At 58.4% G+C, this 14,902-nt stretch carries 15 protein-coding genes and 1 pseudogene; 11 read left to right on the forward strand and 5 right to left on the reverse strand.

Features of this window, described 5'->3' with window-relative positions; all coding sequences use genetic code 11:
• The first annotated feature begins 25 nt into the window (after window positions 1–25).
• The 4 genes from JQR87_RS12345 to JQR87_RS12360 all read left to right on the forward strand — a co-directional run bounded on the left by JQR87_RS12345 (window position 26) and on the right by JQR87_RS12360 (window position 3,592).
• Window positions 26–250, forward strand: a complete 225-nt coding sequence (locus JQR87_RS12345) for a DUF2061 domain-containing protein (protein WP_407296754.1) — start codon at window positions 26–28, stop codon at window positions 248–250.
• A gap of 348 nt (window positions 251–598) precedes the next feature.
• Entirely contained in the window at window positions 599–1,891 is a 1,293-nt protein-coding gene (locus JQR87_RS12350) for a serine/threonine protein kinase (RefSeq protein ID WP_407296752.1), read from the forward strand.
• Window positions 1,892–1,898: 7 nt separating this feature from the next.
• Complete coding sequence (locus JQR87_RS12355) at window positions 1,899–2,654, forward strand: MlaA family lipoprotein (RefSeq protein WP_407296749.1); 756 nt, start codon at window positions 1,899–1,901, stop codon at window positions 2,652–2,654.
• A gap of 92 nt (window positions 2,655–2,746) precedes the next feature.
• The gene (locus JQR87_RS12360) at window positions 2,747–3,592 is read left to right on the forward strand and encodes a pirin family protein (protein ID WP_407296746.1); all 846 of its coding nucleotides are present in this window, start codon (window positions 2,747–2,749) and stop codon (window positions 3,590–3,592) included.
• Here the strand turns inward: JQR87_RS12360 and JQR87_RS12365 are convergent.
• Complete coding sequence (locus JQR87_RS12365) at window positions 3,582–4,532, reverse strand: lipid A biosynthesis lauroyl acyltransferase (protein ID WP_407296743.1); 951 nt, start codon at window positions 4,530–4,532, stop codon at window positions 3,582–3,584. The genes JQR87_RS12360 and JQR87_RS12365 overlap by 11 nt on opposite strands.
• Before the next feature lie 160 nt (window positions 4,533–4,692).
• On the opposite strand from JQR87_RS12365, the gene minC reads away from it, so the two are divergent.
• The 7 genes and pseudogenes from minC to JQR87_RS12400 form a co-directional block, all read left to right on the forward strand.
• Window positions 4,693–5,424: a septum site-determining protein MinC gene (minC, locus tag JQR87_RS12370; RefSeq protein ID WP_407296742.1), complete on the forward strand. Its 732-nt coding sequence runs from the start codon at window positions 4,693–4,695 to the stop codon at window positions 5,422–5,424.
• Between the two features lie 91 nt (window positions 5,425–5,515).
• A complete protein-coding gene (gene minD, locus JQR87_RS12375) occupies window positions 5,516–6,331 on the forward strand; it encodes a septum site-determining protein MinD (RefSeq protein ID WP_407296741.1) in 816 nt (271 codons plus the stop codon).
• Window positions 6,328–6,585: a cell division topological specificity factor MinE gene (minE, locus tag JQR87_RS12380; RefSeq protein WP_407296739.1), complete on the forward strand. Its 258-nt coding sequence runs from the start codon at window positions 6,328–6,330 to the stop codon at window positions 6,583–6,585. Before minD ends, minE begins: the two co-directional genes overlap by 4 nt.
• A gap of 84 nt (window positions 6,586–6,669) precedes the next feature.
• Window positions 6,670–7,305: an RluA family pseudouridine synthase gene (locus tag JQR87_RS12385; protein WP_407296737.1), complete on the forward strand. Its 636-nt coding sequence runs from the start codon at window positions 6,670–6,672 to the stop codon at window positions 7,303–7,305.
• Between the two features lie 100 nt (window positions 7,306–7,405).
• The gene (locus JQR87_RS12390; protein ID WP_407296736.1) at window positions 7,406–8,695 is read left to right on the forward strand and encodes a M18 family aminopeptidase; all 1,290 of its coding nucleotides are present in this window, start codon (window positions 7,406–7,408) and stop codon (window positions 8,693–8,695) included.
• Window positions 8,696–9,324: 629 nt separating this feature from the next.
• Window positions 9,325–11,421 (forward strand): carboxy terminal-processing peptidase, encoded by a 2,097-nt coding sequence (locus tag JQR87_RS12395; protein WP_407297720.1) that lies wholly within the window; start codon window positions 9,325–9,327, stop codon window positions 11,419–11,421.
• A gap of 95 nt (window positions 11,422–11,516) precedes the next feature.
• A pseudogene (locus tag JQR87_RS12400) lies at window positions 11,517–12,749 on the forward strand (EAL domain-containing protein); the annotation flags it as partial.
• 179 nt (window positions 12,750–12,928) lie between these two features.
• On the opposite strand, the gene JQR87_RS12405 reads toward JQR87_RS12400, so the two are convergent.
• The 4 genes from JQR87_RS12405 to JQR87_RS12420 form a co-directional block, all read right to left on the reverse strand.
• Complete coding sequence (locus JQR87_RS12405; protein WP_407296734.1) at window positions 12,929–13,396, reverse strand: sel1 repeat family protein; 468 nt, start codon at window positions 13,394–13,396, stop codon at window positions 12,929–12,931.
• Window positions 13,396–13,791 (reverse strand): hypothetical protein, encoded by a 396-nt coding sequence (locus JQR87_RS12410; protein WP_407296732.1) that lies wholly within the window; start codon window positions 13,789–13,791, stop codon window positions 13,396–13,398. The genes JQR87_RS12405 and JQR87_RS12410 overlap by 1 nt, the downstream gene beginning before the upstream one ends.
• On the reverse strand, window positions 13,773–14,096 hold the full coding sequence (locus tag JQR87_RS12415; RefSeq protein ID WP_407296730.1) for a helix-turn-helix domain-containing protein: 324 nt from the start codon (window positions 14,094–14,096) through the stop codon (window positions 13,773–13,775). The genes JQR87_RS12410 and JQR87_RS12415 overlap by 19 nt, the downstream gene beginning before the upstream one ends.
• Before the next feature lie 130 nt (window positions 14,097–14,226).
• Window positions 14,227–14,691, reverse strand: coding sequence for a YkvA family protein (locus JQR87_RS12420; RefSeq protein ID WP_407296728.1), 465 nt, complete (start codon window positions 14,689–14,691; stop codon window positions 14,227–14,229).
• Window positions 14,692–14,902: the final 211 nt, after the last annotated feature.

Below are 14,902 nucleotides of genomic sequence, written 5' to 3' on the forward strand. Positions count from 1 at the left end.
TCGAAACCCTTCGGAGTGCGCCGTCATGATCAAGACCATAACCTTTACCCTGATGCACTTCTGCATCGCCTTTACGGTGACCTACGCCCTGACCGGGAGCGTCGCGGCAGGTGGTTTGGTGGCGGCAATCGAGCCTTTGTGCAACTCGGTCGGCTTCTATTTCCACGAAAAAATCTGGCAGCGCTTCGACAAAGGCCAAGCGCACCGGGAAAAGGTACCTGCCCACGCCTGGCTGCATCACCAGGCGTAAGCCCGACCAACCGCGCCTGATACGCGGTACGGCGCTGACCCGCCAGCTGAACAGCCGCGTTCTAGACCATGCGCGTGCCGTTAGGGCTTTTTGCTATCAACCGCAAAACGCGACGCAACCAGCCGGCTTAATGATGGTCAATGCTTAGCGAAGCGACGTGTCATGCTAGATTTCGCGTATTTGTTGCAGTGACATCAGCCTTCGCTGCGAACTAAGCCGGCGTCGCGATACCAGAGCGACAGGAAGCGTGGCACGAGCACACACGAAGCACTAACGCCCCATCATCGCTGTCATTGCTGCGCATTGCACATCCAGCCGAATCCACGTAGTCACCGGAGATCACCTCACATGCGATTGCTGCTGTGCCTGAGCGCGCTGCTCGCGTTGGTCGTTATGCCCACCCACGCGGCTGACATCAGCGTCGAGCAGTACGGCTACCCCTTGAGTAACCCATTCGAGGCGACGATCGCCACAACACCGGCGGCCTTTCGAGCCGAACTGCCAAGCGATGACGATATAGACCAGGCGGATTACAGCCTCCGGCTTCGCCCCGAGCGGGAATTCATTCTGCCGGAGAACTTCTGGGCGGTTAAAAAACTGACCTACCGGCTGGCAAAGCAACCCGGGCCCGCTCCGATGATGTTCGTCATTTCCGGCACCGGTGGAAGCTACTCGGCGGGCAAGACCGAGTCGCTCAAGCGACTGTTCTATGGGGCTGGCTACCACGTAGTACAGCTCTCGTCGCCGACCAGCTTCGACTTTATCGCCGCCGCGTCACGTTATGCCACGCCAGGTTATAGCCCAGGCGACGCTCAGGACCTCTACCGGGTGATGCAGGCCATTCGCGCCCAACACCATGAATTGCCTATCACCGATTTCAACCTAGTGGGCTACAGCCTCGGCGCGCTCAATGCAGCATTCGTCAGCAAGCTCGACGAGACGCGCCAGAGTTTCAACTTCAGGCGCGTGCTCATGATCAACCCGCCGGTCAACCTCTACACCTCGATCAGCAATCTCGACAAGTTGGTCCAGACCCAGGTCGCCGCCATCGACAGCACCACGACCTTCTACGAAGTCATCCTGGAAAAACTCACCCGCTACTACCACCAGCAAGGCACGATCAATCTGGACGAGGCCATGCTCTTCGATTTCCAGCAATCGGCTCTTCGACTTACCGACGAGCAAATGGCCATGCTGATCGGATCGGTGTTCCGCTTCTCGGCGGCAGATATCGCCTTCACTTCCGACCTGATCAACCGCCGCGGCCTGATCGTGCCGCCCAAGTACCCGATCGACGAAGGCACCAGCCTCGAGCCCTTCTTCCGCCGCGCCCTGCTATGCGATTTCGATTGCTATATCACAGAGCAACTGATCCCCATGTGGCGGGCACAACAGGACGGCGGCAGCATGGCGCAGCTGGTACAGCAGGTCAGTCTCTATGCGCTCGAAGACTACATGCGCAGCAGTTCCAAAATCGGCGTCATGCATAACGCCGACGACATCATTCTCGGCGCAGGCGATCTGGGCTTTCTTCGCCGCACCTTTGGTGACCGAATGAAGCTTTACCCTCGCGGCGGTCATTGCGGCAACCTTACCTACCGAGTCAACGCCCAGGATATGTTGGAGTTTTTCCGTGGTTAGATGCTCGATGCTTGCTGCCATACTGCTGATCAGCAGCATGGCCCATGCCCAGACGAAGACAGGCGATGAGGATGGCTTCACCCATCCGCTGAGTGACCTCGAGTTCAACCCCGGCCTCGACCAGCGCGAGTTCGAGCGCGCCACCTTCAACGCGCTGGACATCTATGACCCCTGGGAATCGTTGAACCGGCGAATGTACTACTTCAATTACAGACTGGATCAGTTTGTGATGCTGCCCGCCGTGCGCGGTTACCGTTACGTAACGCCAAAGATCGTGCGGACTGGCGTCAGTAATTTCTTTGATAATCTCGGGGAAATACCAACCCTGTTCAACAGCGTTGCCCAGCTGAAGGGCGAACGCGCAATGACGACCACCGCGCGCCTTTTGTTCAACACGATTTTCGGGATCGGGGGAATCTGGGATCCAGCAACCCGTATGGGCCTGCCTCGTTACAACGAGGACTTCGGACAGACGCTAGGCTTTTACGGCGTGCCTCATGGCCCTTACCTGATTCTGCCTGCACTCGGTCCATCGAACCTGCGGGACGCGACCGGCCAGCTCGTTGACTTCGGCGTGGAACGGCAAGTCGACTACTTCAACTATGCCGGAGCCAGCGGCGGTGAGCTCGGTCTTACCGCGCTGCGATTGATCGATATTCGTCACACCACGCCCCTGCGTTACGGCCAGCTCAATTCGCCCTTCGAATATGAAAAAGTCCGATACGTCTATACCCGTGCGCGGGAGTTGCAGATAGAAGAGTGATCGATCAGGTAGATAGATGAGGCCCGAATTTCGCATCAACGCATCGAGTCTGTCGTCGTAGGCTTAGCCCCACCTTTCCTGAGAGCGACGCCATGACCATGCGCCAAATCCTTTCAATCAGCACCGGCCACGCCACGTCCGACGGCGCAGGGGTCCGTCTGACTCGGCTGTTCGGCGGCGCCGCGCCAGAGCGGTTCGATCCGTTCCTGATGCTCGATGAGTTCGGCTCGGATAACCCGGACGAATACATTGCCGGTTTTCCAGCACACCCGCACCGTGGTTTCGAGACGATCACCTACATGCTTGAAGGTCGCATGCGCCACGAGGATCACCTCGGCAATGTGGGTTTACTGGAGAGCGGCGGTGTGCAGTGGATGACGGCCGCACGCGGTGTGATCCACAGCGAAATGCCTCAGCAGGAACACGGAGTGATGCGCGGTTTCCAGCTGTGGCTCAACCTACCAGGGAAAAACAAGCTGACCGACCCGAGCTATCGGGACTTTGCACCCACCGAAGTGCCTCGAGTCACCTTGCCTTCCGGTATAAAAGCAGTGGTAATCGCCGGGCAACTCAATACCGAGAGCGTTGAACAAGCAGGCGCGGTACAACGACCAGATACCGATCCGCATCTGTTCGATCTCTACCTCCCCGCTGGCACCCAACTCAGTCCTCGGCTCGCCGACGGGCTACGGGTAATGCTCTACGTGTTCGACGGGGAGCTGTCCGCCAATGGACGCGTGATAACCAAGAACCAGTTAGCGAGGCTTTCCGAACTGGGCGAACTTAACCTTTCATCCAGCAATGGTGCACGCGTTCTACTCCTGGCCGGCCGCCCCCTCGGCGAGCCGATCGTGCAATACGGCCCTTTTGTGATGAACAGCCGAGAAGAGATTGAGCAGGCGCTCCGTGACTTCCGCGACGGCGTGTTTACAGACTGACGGGTTTCTTCGGAAGCTTGCGGTACAGGCTCGGTTCACCGGCAGGGCGGGTCTTGAAACGACGATGGGCCCATAGGTACTGCTCCGGATGCTGCCGAACTGCATCCTCTACCCACTCATTGACGCGCCGGCAGTCCGCTTCTTCACTCTCCCCTGGAAAGTTTGCGAGCGGCGGATGGATCACCAGACGGTAACCAGAGCCATCATCCAGACGCTGCTGGGTATAAGGGACAACGCGCGCTCTGCCCAGGCGCGCGAACTTGGTGGTTGCTGTGACTGTGGCCGCGTCAATGCCAAACCAGGGCACGAACAGACTCTGCTTGCGACCATAATCCTGGTCGGGTGCGTACCAGATTGCCCTTCCGGCTCGCAGCACCTTGAGCATCGCTCTGACGTCCTCGCGCTCAATCGCACTGGCGTCGAGGTTGTGCCGCTCACGCCCCCGTCTCTGGACAAAATCAAACACCGGATTCTTGTGCTCGCGGTACATGCCATCGATGGTATGGCGCTGGCTCAGCAAGGCCGCGCCTATTTCCAGTGTAGTGAAATGCAGCGCCATCAAGATCACGCCCTGACCTTCAGCCTGCGCCTGCTGCAGGTGTTCTAGCCCTTCGATCCGAGCGAGCCTCTGCAATCGCGCCTTGGGCCACCACCAACTCATCGCCATTTCGAAAAAAGCAATGCCGGTCGAGGCGAAATTCGCTCGCAACAGCTGCTCACGCTTCTGATCGCTCAGCTCTGGAAAGCACAACTGCAGGTTGCGCCGGGCAATGTGTCGCCGTGAGCGGGCGACTCGGTACATCAACGCGCCGAGTCCCCGACCCAGCACCAGCAGGACCCGATAAGGCAATTGCACCACCAGCCACAGCAAACCGAGGCCAAGCCAAAGCAACCAGAAACGTGGATGAAGAAACGAGGCGCGAAAACGAGAGCGATCCATTGGCAAGCTCGAACCCATAAAAGCGCGCATTCTAGCGATATTTTGTTCACCGATGCGGCAGCTTCGCGATGCATGGCATGCTGTCGGGAGCGGCTGCGAGACTTGCAGGCTGCGGCCCACCCCGCTATAAGTCCTCGCCATTTACCCCAGCAGGCAGACCATGAGCCAAGCCGATCTCAATGACCAAAACCCAGTGTTCCAGCTCAAGGGAAGCATGCTCGCCATCACCGTACTGGAACTGGCACAAAACGACCTGGAGCGTCTGGATCAGCAGCTCGCAGTAAAGGTCGAGCAAGCGCCAGACTTCTTCAACAACACCCCGCTGGTGCTGGCGCTGGACAAGCTTCCAGCCGATTGCAAGCTCGATCTGCCTGGCCTCATCGCCCTGTGCCGCAAGCACGGCCTGCGCACCCTGGCTCTTCGCTCGGGCGACCCGCAGATCGTCGAAGCTGCAGGCCGCCTCGACCTGCCCGTGCTACCGCCGTCCGGCGCCCGCGAGCGCAAGCTCGACATTGCCAGCAAAGCGGCTGCCGAGCCCTCCAAACCGGCAGAGCCTGTCTACCGCCCCACTCGCGTTGTCACCACACCGATCCGCGGCGGACAGCAGGTCTATGCCCAAGGCGGCGATCTGATCGTGCTAGCAGCGGTCAGCCCCGGTGCGGAACTTCTCGCTGACGGAAACATCCATGTGTACGGTCCGCTGCGCGGACGTGCCCTCGCAGGCATCAAAGGCGACACCAACGCACGCATTTTCTGCCAGCAGCTCGCTGCTGAAATGGTTTCGATTGCCGGTCATTACAAGGTCGCCGAAGACCTCAGACGCGACCCTCTGTGGACCGAAGCCGTGCAGATGAGGCTATCCGGCGACGTGTTGAACATCACCCGCCTTTAACGGATACTGCCGCGAATTTTCAAGCACCAAAACGGACGTACCGTAAGCCCATTCGGCTACGGTCCCGACTTTATATTTAGGGTGAATCACCTTGGCCAAGATCCTCGTAGTCACTTCCGGCAAGGGTGGCGTCGGTAAAACCACTTCCAGCGCCGCCATCGGTACCGGCCTCGCCTTGCGCGGCCACAAGACCGTCATCGTCGACTTCGACGTCGGTCTGCGTAACCTGGACCTGATCATGGGCTGCGAACGTCGAGTGGTGTACGACTTCGTCAACGTCATTCAAGGCGATGCCACCCTCACCCAGGCTCTGATCAAGGACAAGCGGCTCGAGAACCTGTACGTCCTCGCTGCCAGCCAGACCCGCGACAAGGACGCCTTGACACTCGAAGGTGTTGGCAAGGTCATTGATGAGTTGGCGCAGAATTTCGAATTCGTCATTTGCGACTCCCCTGCCGGCATCGAAAAGGGTGCGCACCTGGCCATGTACTTCGCCGACGAAGCCATCGTCGTGACCAACCCGGAAGTCTCTTCGGTTCGCGACTCGGACCGCATGCTCGGCCTGTTGGCCAGCAAATCCCGCCGTGCCGAGAACGGCGAAGAGCCAATCAAGGAACATCTGCTGCTGACTCGCTACAACCCGGAGCGCGTAGTCAAGGGCGAGATGCTCGGTGTCGAGGATGTCGAAGAGATTCTCTCGATCCGTCTATTGGGCGTAATCCCCGAATCCCAAGCCGTACTGAAGGCTTCCAACCAGGGCGTGCCGGTGATTCTCGATGACCAGAGCGATGCTGGCCAGGCATACAGCGACGCGGTGGATCGCCTGCTGGGCAAGGATGTCAATCATCGCTTTCTTGACGTGAAGAAGCAGGGCTTCCTGCAACGCCTGTTTGGAGGTCGCGAATGAATTTCCTCGACTTCTTCCGCGAACGCAAGAAGAAGGAAACGCCTGCCAACATCGCCAAGGAACGCCTACAGATTATCGTTGCCCACGAGCGCGGGCAGCGTACACAACCGGATTACCTGCCTGCTCTACAAAAAGAGCTGGTCGAGGTGATCCGCAAGTACGTCAACATCGACAGCGATCAGGTTCAGGTGGCGTTGGAAGACCAGGGCAGCTGCTCGATCCTAGAGCTGAACATCACCCTGCCGGATCGTTGATCGACCGGATAGCCGTCGGCACATTTGTGTAGCGGCAGTTTCATCGGCGACTTCGGTCGCCGATGTTGTTTGTGGAATTCTAAGATGCCCCTAAGCAACATCCAGATCGTCCATCAGGACGCTGCCCTGCTGGTGATCAACAAGCCTACCCTGCTGCTGTCCGTGCCCGGCCGGGCCGATGACAACAAGGACTGTCTGGTGACCCGACTGCAGGATAACGGCTACCCGGAAGCCCGGATCGTCCACCGGCTGGATTGGGAGACATCAGGCCTGATCGTGCTTGCACGAGACGCTGATAGCCATCGTGAGCTGTCTCGACAGTTCCACGACCGAGAGACAGAAAAAGCCTACACCGCTCTATGCTGGGGCAGCCCCGAACGGGACAGTGGCAGCATCGAGCTACCGCTGCGCTACGACCCGCCGACCAAACCACGCCACATCGTCGACCACGAATTGGGCAAGCACGCGCTGACGTACTGGCGAGTGCTCGAGCGCTGCGGTGCATACAGCCGGGTCGAGCTGACACCGATCACAGGCCGTTCTCATCAACTGCGTGTACACATGCTCTCGATTGGCCACCCGCTATTAGGTGACAGACTGTATGCCCATGATCTGGCCCTTTCAGCACACGAACGGCTTTGCCTCCATGCCAGCATGCTCGCGCTGACGCATCCACAGACAGGCGAGCGCCTGCGCTTCGATTGTCCGGCTCCGTTTTGATTGTGCTTGGCGCTGCACGGCCAGATTCCTTCGATGAGTTGTCGTCGAGCGCTCGGCCGGCAATACGGTAAACTCATGACCTTGCAGTCAGGAGCTCGTCATGCGCGAAGAACTCAATCAGGGTCTCATCGATTACCTCAAAGCCTCGCCGACACCTTTTCACGCCACCCACAGCCTGGCCCATAGTCTTCAGGCTGCCGGTTTCAAGCGTCTTGATGAAGGTGAGAACTGGCACACCGAGCCTGGCGGCCGCTATTACGTGACGCGAAACGACTCAGCGATCATTGCGTTTCAGATCGGTACCAAGCCGGTCGTCGAGCATGGCGTACGTTTGGTCGGTGCCCACACCGATAGCCCTTGCCTGCGGGTCAAGCCTCAACCGGAACTGCAGCGGCAGGGCTTCTGGCAACTCGGCGTGGAAGTGTACGGCGGCGCGCTATTGGCGCCGTGGTTCGATCGCGATCTGTCGCTAGCGGGACGGGTCACCTACAGCCGCGACGGCAAAATCGAGAGTCAGCTGATCGACTTCAAGGTGCCCATCGCTATCATTCCGAGCTTGGCCATTCACCTCAACCGGGAAGCGAATCAAGGCTGGGCGATCAACCCTCAGAATGAGTTGCCGCCAATCCTCGCACAGATCGCCAGCGAAGACAGGCCGGATTTCCGCGCTCTGCTCGCCGATCAGCTGAGCCGGGAACACGGTCTGGTCGCTGATGTAGTGCTGGATTTCGAATTGAGCTTCTACGACACACAGAGCGCAGCGGTGATCGGCCTCAATGGCGATTTCATCGCTGGCGCTCGGCTGGACAATCTATTGTCCTGCTTCGCAGGGTTGCAAGCATTGTTGCGAGCCGGCTCGGAAGAGAGCTGTGTGCTGGTGTGTACTGACCACGAAGAGGTCGGTTCAGCGTCCATGTGCGGTGCAGACGGTCCTTTCCTGGAGCAAGTCCTGCGTCGCGTGCTACCGGACGGCGAAGGCTTCCAGCGCACCATCAACCGTTCACTGCTTATCTCGGCAGATAACGCACACGCGGTGCATCCGAACTACAGCGACAAGCATGACGGCAACCATGGCCCGAAACTCAACGCTGGGCCCGTCATCAAGGTGAACAGTAACCAGCGTTACGCAACGAGCAGCGAGACTGCCGGATTCTTCCGTCACCTTTGTCTGGAGAACGAGGTATCGGTCCAGAGCTTCGTTACCCGCAGCGATATGGGTTGCGGCTCGACAATCGGCCCTATCACCGCCAGTCAGCTCGGTGTTCGCACCGTTGACATTGGCCTGCCGACATTCGGCATGCACTCGATTCGCGAACTCGCTGGGAGCAAGGATCTTGCGCACCTGGTCAAGGTGCTTGGCGCTTTTTACTCCAGCGCTGACCTGCCCTGACCTGCGCGTTTCGGGGCGCTGAAAAGCGCCCCGCTCGCACCAACCGCGGCGTATCGTCAAAGGTAAACGCTGCCTGTGCTTTTTTGCGACGGCATCCGGCCGCAAATGGTGTGAAAGAAGACCCCGTGAGCATCCGGGCTGACCCGCTTACACGACGGACATCACTGACCCAGAGCTCTTGGTGCGCGTGGCGTCAAACGAGATAGGAACCGGCACAGCGAAAGGTCAGACACCCAGCCCAACGGCTTAGCACTTGAATCATGACCTGTTCGACATCACAACGAGAACATCGCAACCCACCACGCCACCTGTCCCCAGACGCCTTGCAATGCCTTGACGCTGCCTCCATAGTGATTCGTGCCTGTGCCTGCTATTCATCCATGGGTAGCCGTGCGCCTGGTCGATAGGTATTTTTACAGGCTGAACAGCCAATTCTGAAGCCATCGATGCCACCCGGCAGATAGGTCCAGGCGGCACACGCCCACAGCCTAGTGCAGTCGCTGCGACGGTTCGTCTGCCGCCAGTTACCATCGGGCTATTGTTTTATACCGCCGGACGAATCCTGACGCCGGCGCCTGATTTGATGGCCTACTATGCGTTCTAACCAAGCCAAGCGTCGCTCCATAGAGATGAAAAGAACTTTGACTGCAGGGTTGATTGCCCTGCTGCTGGGCCTCCAGGCCAATGTCACCCTGGCCAAACCTGCGGATGGGCAAACCTGGGACTATCTACAACCCGACCGTGACCAGGTTATCGCCAGCCTGAACGTGGTCGAACTGCTCAAGCGCCACCATTACAACAAGCCTCCTCTCAACGATGCGCGCTCATCGAAGATCTTCGACAGCTATATCGAGATGCTCGACCCGTCGCGCAGCTACTTCACGGCAGGTGATCTGGCGGAGTTTGAAGGCTGGCGCAACCAATTCGACGACTTCCTGAAAAACGGCAACCTCGAACCTGGGTTTGCCATTTACAAGGTGCACCTGGAACGTCTACAGAGCCGCCTACAATACGCCCTGAGCTTGCTGGACAAGGGCGTCGACAGCTTCGATTTCAGCATCGATGAAGAACTGCTGGTCGATCGCAAGAACGCGGCGTGGCCAGAGGATGTCGCCGCGCTCGATGACCTCTGGCGCAAGCGCGTAAAAGATGAGGTACTCCGGCTGAAACTGGCCGGTAAAGAACCCAAGGCAATCGAGGAACTGCTAACCAAGCGCTACAGGAATCAGCTGTCTCGCCTGGAGCAGACCCGTGGCGAAGATGTGTTCCAGACGTACATCAACGCATTCGCTCAGTCCTACGATCCGCACACGCAGTATCTGTCGCCAGACAATGCGGAAAACTTCGACATCAACATGAGCCTGTCACTTGAGGGCATCGGCGCTGTTCTGCAGAGCGACAACGAGCACGTGAAAGTTGTACGGCTGGTACCCGCAGGCCCGGCCGAGAAGAGCAAGCAGATTGCACCAGCAGATAAGATCATCGGTGTGGGCCAGAGCGATGAAGATATGGTCGACGTGATCGGCTGGCGCCTGGACGAAGTAGTGAAGCTTATCCGCGGCCCGAAGGGGTCGGTCGTTCGCCTTGAGGTCATTCCTGCAAGCAACGCGCCTAACGATCAGAGCAGCAAGGTCGTGTCCATTACCCGTGAAGCGGTCAAGCTTGAGGAGCAGGCTGCGAAGAAATCGATCCTCAATCTGGAACAGGACGGCCGCGCCTATAAGCTCGGCGTAATCGAAATCCCGGCGTTCTATCTGGACTTCAAGGCGCTGCGCGCCGGTGAAAAGGACTACAAAAGTACCACTCGTGACGTCAAGAAATTGCTCACTGAGCTTGAGGAGGAAAACGTAGACGGCGTCATCATTGACCTGCGAAACAACGGAGGCGGCTCGCTCCAGGAGGCCACCGAGCTGACCGGTTTGTTTATCGACCAAGGGCCAACCGTACTCGTGCGCAACAGCGATGGCCGAGTCGACGTGCTATCGGACGAGCAAAACGGAGTGTTCTATAAGGGACCATTGGCGGTTCTGGTCAACCGCCTATCCGCATCGGCATCCGAGATCTTCGCAGGCGCCATGCAAGACTATCATCGCGCCCTGATCGTCGGCGGTCAGACGTTCGGTAAAGGTACGGTGCAGACTGTCCAACCTCTCAACCATGGCGAGCTCAAGCTTACGCTCGCTAAGTTCTATCGAGTCTCAGGGCAGAGTACTCAGCATCAAGGCGTGATTCCGGACATATCCTATCCAGCAGAGGTCGACACCAAGGAAATCGGTGAAAGTGCGCTCCCGGAAGCAATGCCCTGGGACAGCATAAGAGCTGCAATCAACCCGGACATGAATCCATTCAAGCCGTTCCTGGCAGAGCTCAAGGCGCGCCATGACAAACGTACTGGCGAGAACCCCGACTTCGTGTTTACGCGAGAGCGCCTGGCGTTGGCGCAGGAACTGATGCACGAGACCACCGTCACCCTCAACGAGGAGAAGCGTCGGGCACAGCAAGAGCGCATCGAGAAGCGACAACTGGCGCTGGAAAACGCCCTACGGGAATCCAAAGGCGAACAGCCACTGGCGAAACTCGAACGCGAGGACGAAAACACGCCTCATGTGGAGCCGAAGAAGGTCAAACCGGAAGAGGATGCCTACTTGTCGGAAAGCGGTCGAGTGTTGCTCGATTATCTGGGGTTACAGAACGCAACCGCCGAGGTCCAGCCTGTAGAGCGCTGAATGGAGATGTCATCAAACTGACATCATTTCGTCGTGAAATACGGAAGGCCGCCAATGTGCGGTCTTTCGCATTCTAGGGCCACTACGAGACCTTCATGACCGTCACCGAGCAGTTGAGCACGCTGGATAGCATCCTTGCTCACGGCGACATTACCAGTCTGTTCCAGCCGATCGTCTCGCTTTCCGGACGTGTCATCCTGGGCTACGAGGCGCTGACACGTGGCCCCTCAGACACCTCGCTACACTCCCCTATCAACCTGCTTGCGGCTGCTCGACATGCCGGTCGGCTCAACGAGTTGGAGATGACGTGTCGCGAAAACGCCTGCCGCCGCTATCGTCAGCAAGCGCTACAGGGAAAGCTGTTCCTCAACGCCTCGCCTGAGACGCTGCTGGACGCAACGCACAAGCCGGGCCGAACGCTGGAATTCCTGCATCAATACGGAATACCTGCAGACAGGGTCGTTATCGAACTTACGGAGCAGACTCCGACCGACGACTTCGAGCTGCTTGACGCGGCATTGCGTCATTACCGAGACATGGGGTTTTCCATCGCACTGGACGATCTCGGTGCTGGCTATTCCAGCCTCCGGATGTGGTCCGAGCTACGCCCCGACTACGTCAAGATTGATCGGTATTTCATAGACGGTATTCACCGGGACGCAGTGAAGCGAAAGTTCGTTGAGTCAATCATGAAGATTGCCAGAGCCTCTCAGTCACAGGTCATAGCCGAAGGGATAGAACTGCGCGAAGAGCTGGAATTACTTTCGGATATGGGCATCGACTTGGTTCAGGGCTATCTGCTCGGTCGTCCTGAAGAAAAGCCGAGCATTCAGGCTTTCGCCTTATTACCGAAAACCGGAATTCGCGACGGGCTGGCAAACGACGAGCACCCAAGCCTGGCCGATCTGTTAATCAAGCAACCGGCGGTCATCGCCTCGCACCCTGCCGGCGACGTACTGGAACTGTTTCACTCTGAAACAAGCTTGAGCTCCATTGTCGTGATTGACCAAATGGGCATACCCGTCGGCGTGGTTCACCGAGCCCCGTTAGCCGAAGCGCTGCTCAGACCTGCAACCGATCTGCTTGCGCTCAAACCGATTGAAAGATTCATGTGCAGCGACTATGCGACGGTCGAGTTCAGCCATTCCTTGCAGCAAGCGAGCCGGCAGTTGACCAGCGGCAGCCAACAACGCATAGATGATTGCTTCGTCATCACCGTAAACGGTTGTTACTGCGGGTTAGGTCGGACGATCGATCTGCTCAGGCTGATTACTGATATGAAGGTGCGAAGCCCCTACCAACCCAGTCCAGATACTGGAACGCCTGGTTTACTGAATCGATCTACAGGTGTCTGACAGCCGCCATGCTGCCCCAGCTTGCTTTTTTATCGGCGGGTCAAGCACAGGGGAGCCCAGCCGCTACCGCTCAAGCGCCAGCTTTGCAAACCTGAACATAACGAAAGCGGCGACCTTGCGGATCAGTAACGCGAAGCGGGGCATGCAAGCAGTCAGAGCCCCAGCCTAGCCGCAGTGGCCTTGTGATGTTCGGCCTGCTGAGCATCCTTGGTCAGTCCGTGCCCGCCAGCCTGATACAGTTGAGCCAATCGGGCCGCAGCGAGGGGGTGACCGGCCTCAACCGCTCGCTTCCACCAATAAGCCGCCTGGGCACCGTCGGGGCCGTGAGTGGCATCCTCACCAAGACTTAGGACACCCATTTGGTAAGCCGCCTTGGCATCGCCTTTTTCAGCCGCCTCGCGCAGTAGACGTATGCCTTCCTGCCTCGCACCATAGCCCTGCCCTCGAAAAAGCAGGATATGTCCATAAAAGCTTTGCGCCTTCGGGTTGCCAATCGCAGCCATCCGCGCAAATTGGCCTTCCATCCAGCGCCAGAGCTTCGGATGCTGAACCGCCCAGCGCGCCTTCATCAATCTGCGTGCAAACAGATAACCGAAGCGGGCTCGAGTCTCGCGCAGCATTACGGAACCTCCGGGTAATCAAACTCGAACACTCTCGCAACCTCTCCGGCATGCCAGGAAGCCGCAGCAGCCCCATCCGCCGAGCCCAAAAAACGCCCGAGACGAATCGCACACTCGAAGAAGCCGGTTCTGGGCAGCCTGCATGCGCCTTGGCTGATAACCAAAGCGCTACGTAACGGTCGATCGGCATGCGCATCGATCGCAGCAAGATGCTCTAACGCAGCCGACAACGTCTGCATGGCAGGAGCCGGGAGCTGTAATCGTTCGATCAATGCGCGGTACGTTACTAGATGGCGCTGCCTGCGCGCGTCGTCCAATTCCTCAAGCAACGCCTGCCAATGCGGACGGCTGATACGAATCGACGCTGGCTTTGCTGTCACGCCTCCTGCTCCCATCCTTCTATCTCCAGCGCGCGAGCGAGCGCTCGGCGAATTGCGTCGTCAGGCTTCCGTTCGCCCGATTCTATGAGCGTTAGATAAGCTGGACTGATACCCACCGAACGGGCCAGTGCCTCCTGGCTCAACCCCCTGGACTGCCTTAGTTCTGCCAGGCTATCGAAGGCGTGCACCGGTTTCGATGCCCTTGCAGCCATCGGTGCGTTGGCGTCAGCGCTACGCCCCAGCAGTAAAGCCTGGTACTCCTCCCAAGGCAGCACGGCGTATTCCGGCATACCGTCCCGCATGATGACCTGAACGCTCATTCGCTACCCCGACCTCTGTCTCAGAATGAAAACGGGATGTTAACAGTCCAGGGGGAACGTTTTCAGGGCCAGACACTGCGCGTCCGCAATGCTACGGCTCATAACGGCACAATACACAAGGTGCAGCACGCTAGCGCCCTGCAGCGCGCGCTCCGCTGACATCCCCGTTCATCTCCTCGGAGGTGGGGAGACGATCAAGGTCGGCTCGAACTTCGGCCGACTGGCTGTCTCTCCAGGCTTGGAACGCCTGCAGTTCAGCAGACCACTTGCGAACGATCCAGCCGAGTACGGCGAGATCGTCAACGAAACCGAGACCGGGAATCCAGTCCGGGATGGCATCGAAAGGCGACAGGAAGTACAACAAACCGGCCACCGCTGCGACCAATGCCGGCCTGCTGACCTGTCGATATTCGCCACGCCACCAAGCCACGCACATCGCTTGCAATAGCCCAAGATCCTCCCGCAGCCCTTTGATTAGCCCACCCTTGGCCGAACGTTTACGGGCAACCGCAAGGAGAACGATTGGTAAGCGGCCGCGGGCAAGCACCCGCTGCGCCATCGGAAGGTACTTCAGGAAACTCCATGGTGCTTTCATCTAATGCCTCCCGAACCTGCGGTATGGGGCGCTGGAACACGACCTGAGGATGCTAGGGGTCAAATTTAGCTGGTTTACAGGCTAGAAACCCGTACGTGCAGAGCGGATCGAATTCTTGAATCGCCCGTAAACCTTCTGGGTAAGCAGTCGAAGAACGTCTACTCGGAGTGCTACGGGCTGAAATCGGCGCGTTATCCGATAAACTAAAAAT

Origin of the sequence: Stutzerimonas stutzeri, from assembly GCF_051028275.1 — a bacterium.
GTDB lineage: Bacteria > Pseudomonadota > Gammaproteobacteria > Pseudomonadales > Pseudomonadaceae > Stutzerimonas > Stutzerimonas stutzeri_AS.

Bases quoted from the DNA above. Each gene is read 5' to 3' on its own strand.
- JQR87_RS12350 (WP_407296752.1), top strand. From the start codon at position 599: ATGCGATTGCTGCTGTGCCTGAGCGCGCTGCTCGCGTTGGTCGTTATG.
- JQR87_RS12385 (WP_407296737.1), top strand. From the start codon at position 6,670: ATGCCCCTAAGCAACATCCAGATCGTCCATCAGGACGCTGCCCTGCTG.
- JQR87_RS12390 (WP_407296736.1), top strand. From the start codon at position 7,406: ATGCGCGAAGAACTCAATCAGGGTCTCATCGATTACCTCAAAGCCTCG.
- JQR87_RS12405 (WP_407296734.1), bottom strand. From the start codon at position 13,396: ATGCTGCGCGAGACTCGAGCCCGCTTCGGTTATCTGTTTGCACGCAGA.
- JQR87_RS12410 (WP_407296732.1), bottom strand. From the start codon at position 13,791: ATGGGAGCAGGAGGCGTGACAGCAAAGCCAGCGTCGATTCGTATCAGC.
- JQR87_RS12415 (WP_407296730.1), bottom strand. From the start codon at position 14,096: ATGAGCGTTCAGGTCATCATGCGGGACGGTATGCCGGAATACGCCGTG.
- JQR87_RS12355 (WP_407296749.1), top strand. From the start codon at position 1,899: ATGCTTGCTGCCATACTGCTGATCAGCAGCATGGCCCATGCCCAGACG.
- JQR87_RS12345 (WP_407296754.1), top strand. From the start codon at position 26: ATGATCAAGACCATAACCTTTACCCTGATGCACTTCTGCATCGCCTTT.
- JQR87_RS12420 (WP_407296728.1), bottom strand. From the start codon at position 14,691: ATGAAAGCACCATGGAGTTTCCTGAAGTACCTTCCGATGGCGCAGCGG.
- JQR87_RS12365 (WP_407296743.1), bottom strand. From the start codon at position 4,532: ATGGATCGCTCTCGTTTTCGCGCCTCGTTTCTTCATCCACGTTTCTGG.
- minE (WP_407296739.1), top strand. From the start codon at position 6,328: ATGAATTTCCTCGACTTCTTCCGCGAACGCAAGAAGAAGGAAACGCCT.
- JQR87_RS12395 (WP_407297720.1), top strand. From the start codon at position 9,325: ATGAAAAGAACTTTGACTGCAGGGTTGATTGCCCTGCTGCTGGGCCTC.
- minC (WP_407296742.1), top strand. From the start codon at position 4,693: ATGAGCCAAGCCGATCTCAATGACCAAAACCCAGTGTTCCAGCTCAAG.
- JQR87_RS12360 (WP_407296746.1), top strand. From the start codon at position 2,747: ATGACCATGCGCCAAATCCTTTCAATCAGCACCGGCCACGCCACGTCC.